This is a genomic window from bacterium (assembly GCA_018830565.1).
Taxonomy (GTDB): Bacteria; UBA9089; JAHJRX01; order JAHJRX01; family JAHJRX01; genus JAHJRX01.
On the sequence record JAHJRX010000058.1, the window covers coordinates 1 to 6,202 of the forward strand.

Annotated in this window: 6 protein-coding genes; all 6 read right to left on the reverse strand. The window is 33.6% G+C overall.

What is annotated here, in order from left to right:
* Positions 1-605: 605 nt before the first annotated feature.
* Positions 606-1,811, reverse strand: coding sequence for a bifunctional glutamate N-acetyltransferase/amino-acid acetyltransferase ArgJ (argJ, locus tag KJ849_05625; GenBank protein ID MBU2600034.1), 1,206 nt, complete (start codon positions 1,809-1,811; stop codon positions 606-608).
* Positions 1,812-1,906: 95 nt separating this feature from the next.
* Positions 1,907-2,920 (reverse strand): N-acetyl-gamma-glutamyl-phosphate reductase, encoded by a 1,014-nt coding sequence (gene argC, locus KJ849_05630; protein ID MBU2600035.1) that lies wholly within the window; start codon positions 2,918-2,920, stop codon positions 1,907-1,909.
* Between the two features lie 36 nt (positions 2,921-2,956).
* Complete coding sequence (rpe, locus tag KJ849_05635; GenBank protein ID MBU2600036.1) at positions 2,957-3,628, reverse strand: ribulose-phosphate 3-epimerase; 672 nt, start codon at positions 3,626-3,628, stop codon at positions 2,957-2,959.
* Between the two features lie 189 nt (positions 3,629-3,817).
* Positions 3,818-4,813, reverse strand: coding sequence for a PASTA domain-containing protein (locus tag KJ849_05640; protein MBU2600037.1), 996 nt, complete (start codon positions 4,811-4,813; stop codon positions 3,818-3,820).
* Positions 4,814-5,174: 361 nt separating this feature from the next.
* Positions 5,175-6,026, reverse strand: coding sequence for a zinc metalloprotease HtpX (gene htpX / locus KJ849_05645; protein MBU2600038.1), 852 nt, complete (start codon positions 6,024-6,026; stop codon positions 5,175-5,177).
* A gap of 61 nt (positions 6,027-6,087) precedes the next feature.
* On the reverse strand, positions 6,088-6,202 hold a 115-nt coding region (locus tag KJ849_05650; GenBank protein ID MBU2600039.1), incomplete at its 5' end, for a hypothetical protein.

A 6,202-nucleotide genomic window follows, 5' to 3' on the forward strand; every position in this document is an offset into this window, starting at 1 on the left:
CTCATCATACCAAATTAGAGAACTTTCCTCACCATAAACATATAAGTAGTTCGGAGAATAGACTTCCATCCCATGAGACCAACTTAGAGTCAGTGATGAAAGCAATAGAAGAATCGATGGAGAAATGAGAGTTAAAGAAATAGGGCATTGGCGGTGGATATAACATATTGAAATGAATGAGCCTGGCGTAACGACTAAAATCGTAACCGCTTCCTAAAGAAGTATCACCAATTCGTAGGGACAACCCTTGTGGTTGTCCAATCAAAAAACCCCGCAAGGATTTAACCCCTTGCGGGGTTTTCTTTATAATTTTTTAGCCTTAAGGGAGCTTTATCCAGAAAAATGTCTTAATTAAAATGTGCAAAGAAGGAGAAGTGGAGAAAGGGGATAATCGGGGAAAAACTACCACTTGTCGATCAATCACAGTCAATTTCCCTTCTCCATTTCTCCCTCCTTTTTTGAGGGATATTTTACATCCTTAAACAGGACATTTTCATTTGCGGATATTAGGACATTTTCATTTGGGTATTACAGGTTTTTTATCAATTTTTTTATTTATTTGTTAAATATTGTCTATTGTCAAATTTTTTTATCCAACCATAAAATTAAGTCCGATAATTTGAATTTATCTTCACATACTCTAGAGATAAATCTGTAGTCCAAACTTTTAGTTCTTCTTTGCCTTGATGTAAGTCAATCTTAAGATATATTTCCTTTTCCTTGAGTAACTCTTTTAGCTTATCAAGGCTAGAAAAAGCTTTAGCGCCATCTTTAACTAATAAATTTTCGCCTAAGTAGATAACTACCTTATTTATATCAAGATTAGTCTGACTATTACCAATAGCGCTAATGATCCTTCCCCAATTAAGATCTTCACCAAAAAAGGCAGTCTTGACTAAAGGAGAATTAGCTACCGCAAAAGCAACTTTTTTAGCTTGAGAAGCACTCTTAGCATTTACCACCTGAATTTGGATTAATTTAGTAGCTCCTTCTCCATCTTTTACAATCATTAAAGCTAAGTTAAGAAGAACTTCTCTTAAGGTATCTTGAAACTTATAAAAATCTTGATCTTTTTTAGTTATTCTTTTATTACCTGCTAAGCCATTGGCTAAGATAACCACCATATCATTAGGACTAGTATCTCCATCTATGGTAATTAAATTTAAAGTTTTATCGGTGCTGCTTTTTAAGGCTTCTTTTAGTAATTGATAATTGATAGATATATCCGTGGTAATAAAGGTTAAAGTAGTAGCTAACTTGGGATGAATCATTCCTGCTCCTTTACTCATTCCACCTACAGTTACTACTCTTTCTTCTATCTTAAAGCTAAGACTGCATTCTTTAGGCAAGGTATCGGTAGTCATAATGGCTAAGGCTGCCTTAACTCCTCCTTCTTCACTTAGCTCTTTAGATAACACTTTAATACCTTCTTTAATCTTGTCCACGGGTAAGGGAACACCAATAATACCGGTGGAAGCTACCAATACTTCCTCTTTTTTAAGATTTAAACAAGAAGCCGTAGTAGCCGCCATAACTTTAGCATCTTCAATTCCTTTTAAGCCATTACCAGTATTGGCATTGCCGCTATTAATAATAATAGCGGAAGCCCTTTTTTTACTTTTTTGTAAATGTTCCTTAGTAACTACCAAAGGAGCTCCTTTAAGTTTATTGGTTGTATATAAACAAGCAGCGGTGGCTTTTGGTTTAGTGTAGATTAAGGCTAAGTCATAACTTTTTTCCTTAATTCCACAACAAATTCCATTAGCTAAAAATCCTAAAGGAGCAGTAATTCCTTTTTTTAAGTTTCTCATAATTTTTTGTTTGGGTATAGTTATTAAAAGGATAAATTTAAGGCCAATATTTAATTCTTGGCGAATTGCTACCTACTGATATAACTATTTTTTTATTACCACAAAGCTAATTTTTCTTCAAAATCAAACATGATATTCATATTTTGCACAGCTTGACCAGAAGCCCCTTTAATTAAATTATCTAGACATGAAACAATCAAAGCTTTTTTATTATTTACAAAGACACTTAAATCACAAAAGTTGGTATAAATAACATCTTTTATTTGAGGAGATGTATCTTTTAAGAGGCGGACAAAAGGTTCATCTTGATAAAAATCATGGTAAATAGCTAAAAGTTGGTCTTGATTTAAAGAATCTTTTAAATCGACATAGATAGAAGATAAGATGCCTCGATTAATAGGAAGTAAATGAGGAATAAAAGTAATATTGACTTCTTTAAAAGCTAAAAAACTTAATTCTTGTTCTATTTCTGGAGTGTGCCGATGGTTAAACATTTTATAAGCAAAGAAGTTTTCAGAGCAATTTGGAAAGTGAGTGGTATGAGTAGGTGTTCTTCCTGCTCCAGTAACTCCAGATTTAGAATCAATGATGATATTATTTAAGTCTATCTTTTGGTGTTTAATTAAAGGAGCTAAGCCTAAGATAATACTAGTGGGATAACATCCTGGGTTAGCTATTAAAGTTGCTTTTTTAATAAAGTTTCGATATAATTCCGGCAACCCATAAACTGTTTCCCTAACAAGCTGGGGACAAGTGTGTTTGGTTTGATACCACTCTTCATAAATAGAAGTATCTTTTAATCGAAAATCAGCGCTTAAATCAATTACTTTTTTCTTATGCTTTAAAAGCAGATGAGCTATTTCCATAGAGGCTTTATGAGGAAGAGCTAAAAATATTAAATCTGTTTCAAGAATAACTTGTTCTAAATTTAAGTTAGTGCAAAGTAAATTTATCTTACCCTGTAAACCTTTAAAGAAATCTTGAATCAGAATATCCTCTTTTACTACTGCTTGCAAAAGAGTAATCTTCACTTGAGGATGATGAAGTAGTATCTTTATTAATTCTTCTCCTGCATAACCGGTCGCTCCAATAATTCCAACTTTAAGCATCATTTTTTTCCTCAAGATACACTTTAACTAAAATATTTAATCAACATAAGCTTGAAAAGATATAAATATATCCTTATATCTTTGAATAGTCTCTTTAGGATCTTTACTATGATAGATACTAGAACCTGCGACAATAAGATTTGCTCCGGCTTTCAATACCTTGGTCACCGTCTTTAAGTTTATTCCTCCGTCAACTTCTAAAAGGAAGTTTAAATTACGGTCTTTCATTATACTTTTAAGTTTTTCTATCTTAGGTATTACTTCAGGAAGAAAAGATTGCCCTCCAAAGCCAGGATTAACCGTCATGATTAAGACTAAATCTACTTTATCTAAAATTCCATAAATGCTCTCTAAAGGAGTGCTTGGAATAATAGCCACTCCTACTTTTACCCCCATCTTCTTTATGGAATCGATAATTTCGTCAGGGTTTTTTATGGTTTCTATGTGAAAGGTAATGATGTTGCTACCTGCTTCTTTAAATGGCTTAACAAATTTATCTGGGTCTTCAATCATTAAGTGAACATCGAAGATAAGGTTACTCTTCTTTCTCAAACTAGCAATTACTGGAATACCTACGGTAATATTGGGGACAAAATGTCCATCCATCACATCCCAATGAATATATCGACAACCTGCTTCTTCAGCCATCCTTATTTCTTTTTCTAGATAACTAAAATCACAAGAGAGTAAAGAAGGAGCAAGTTCTATTTCTATCTTCTTTAAGGTCAAAGTTCTCTTTCTTCCTTTAAAACTTCATTTAGGTAGATAATAGCTTTAGCTTTCCCAATGAATATATCGACAACCTGCTTCTTCAGCCATCCTTATTTTCTTTTTATAGATAACTAAAATCACAAGAGAGTAAAGAAGGAGCAAGTTCTATTTCTATCTTTTTTAAGGTCAAAGTTCTCTTTCTTCCTTTAAAACTTCATTTAGGTAGATAATAGCTTTAGCTTTCCCAGACACTTCTACTCCTAATTCCACCTTAGAGCCAGGAGGAGTCTTTTGATTGTAAACTTCTCTTTCTCCTTGGAAATCTTTAACTAATATCCTTACTTGAAAATGATAAAAACCATCTGGTGTTTTATAAGTGATAAAAATATTACGAGCTTGTTCCGTTTCTTTAATCTTTTTGGCACTAACCACTAAAGTTACTAGATCGTCTTTGGTTACCTCGGTATCAACCTCAGGGTTTTGATTTAAAACAATATCTTCTTCTGCATTCTTATCTACTTTATGTTCGATGCTCTTTAAGGTCAATCCAAGTTGATTTAAAGTAGTTAAGGCTTCGCTTGATTTTAAGTTAGTTAAATCTGGCATAAGAAGAGTAAGTTTTTTTTCTCCTAAACTTACCAAGACATTTATGGAGGAGTCTTTAGGAACTTTCTTTCTATGGCATGGATTTTGGGCAATAATACAATCCTTTTCTACTTCCGGGGAATGAACATATGTTACTTCACCAATCTTTAATCCTCCGATATTACCATTTTTATTATTCCCAACTGGCCTTAAAATATCTTTTGCTTTTAGTAAAGTCAACTTAGTAATATCAGGAACCTCCACAAAGATTGGACCCTTACTTACATTTATTTCAATACCTCTACCAATTTTAACTTGTTTGCCGGAGGTAGGAAGTTGAGAAATGATGTGATTTTGGGGGATATGGCTATATTTAAAATTTACTTTTGGTTTTAACTTATACTTCTTTAGCACTTCTAAAGCTTTTTCGTATTCCTGGCCAACTAAATTCGGAACACGAACTTGTTTCTTTTGGGGAGTAATAAACATAATAGCAAAAGTAGAACTAAAGATCCCTATAAAAAAAAAGACGAAAGCAGTCAGAAATATCTTAACGACAGGGAATCTTACTAATTTGTAGTTTTTATAAATCTTCATGCAAAACTTTCAAAAACTAATTACTCAAAGTAAAGCTGTTTTTATTACCCAATTCCCTTTAAGAGGTAGAAGTATGAAGTAAGTAAGACATTGATAACTTTAGCCATAATCTTAACCATAATGAAGATAAGTAAGATTGAACCTGTAACGATTAAAGAAGTCTTTAAATAATCCATCTTTTATGATTCTCAGTAACTATTAACTTATTGTCTTAGGAATTTAAAAAAACTCCTATTATAGGGATTACCCACGAAGGAGGAAACTGTTTGCCCCTTCGTGGGGGTAACAGCCAAGAAATGCGAGGAAACCCGAGCATTAGCCGAGGGCTATCTTAATTCTTAAGGTTTTGGTTAGCTTATTTTTAAAATAGCTCGGCTATTCCTTCTAATCTTTTAATTCTACTATCTATAGGTGGATGAGTACTAAATAAGTTAACCATCATACTCCTTCTAAATGGATTGACAATGAAGAGATGAGCCGTAGCAGGAGTAGCTTCATTCATAGGGCGATAGCTAATTCCTTGATGAAGTTTCTTTAAAGCGTTAGCTAATGGTTGTGAATTTTGGCATATTTCAGCAGCACTTTTGTCAGCTAAATATTCTCTAGACCTAGAAATAGCCATCTGGATTAATAAAGCTGCGATGGGGGCTAAGATAGCCATAATGATAAAAACTAAAGGACTATCTCCTTCTTCATCCCGAGCAGACCCTCCAAATATCATTGCCCATTTTGCCCAACTAGCCAGCATCATAATAGCTCCGGCAATAGTTGCGGCAATGGTGCTAATTAATATATCTCTATTTTTTATATGAGATAGCTCATGAGCAATTACCCCTTTTAATTCTTCCTCATTTAAGATATTTAGTATTCCTGAAGTTACAGCCACAGCAGCATGAGAAGGATTTCTACCGGTAGCAAAAGCATTGGGAGTATCGCTTTCTATCAGATAAATCTTAGGCAAGGGAAGACTGCTCTTTAAGGTTAAATCTTCTACCAAATTATAGAGACGAGGCATTTCTTCCTTAGAGACATTCCTTGCTTTATAGCTCCTTAAGATAATCTTATCAGAAAACCAGTAACTTCCTAAATTTAAAAGCAGAGCAAAGATAAAAGCATAGGTGGCGCCACTATGACCACCTAAAATAGAACCAACCCAAACTAACAGTATGGTTAAAAGAGTTAAAAAAAATACAGTCTTTAAACGGTTGTTCATTTGCTTATTTTCCTCGTTTCTTTATTCTAATTTTTATTTTTTGAGACATCTTCTCCTCTAACTACTCTATTATCTCTGTAATCACTCCTGCCCCTATTGTTCTTCCACCTTCACGAATGGCAAAGCGAAGCTCTTTTTCCATAGCAATAGGAGTAATTAATTCAGCGGTCATATTA

What these genes read in the sequence shown, in the direction of transcription:
- argJ (MBU2600034.1), bottom strand. Translation starts at nt 1,811, where the DNA reads ATGAGAAACTTAAAAAAAGGAATTACTGCTCCTTTAGGATTTTTAGCT.
- argC (MBU2600035.1), bottom strand. Translation starts at nt 2,920, where the DNA reads ATGCTTAAAGTTGGAATTATTGGAGCGACCGGTTATGCAGGAGAAGAA.
- KJ849_05640 (MBU2600037.1), bottom strand. Translation starts at nt 4,813, where the DNA reads ATGAAGATTTATAAAAACTACAAATTAGTAAGATTCCCTGTCGTTAAG.
- htpX (MBU2600038.1), bottom strand. Translation starts at nt 6,026, where the DNA reads ATGAACAACCGTTTAAAGACTGTATTTTTTTTAACTCTTTTAACCATA.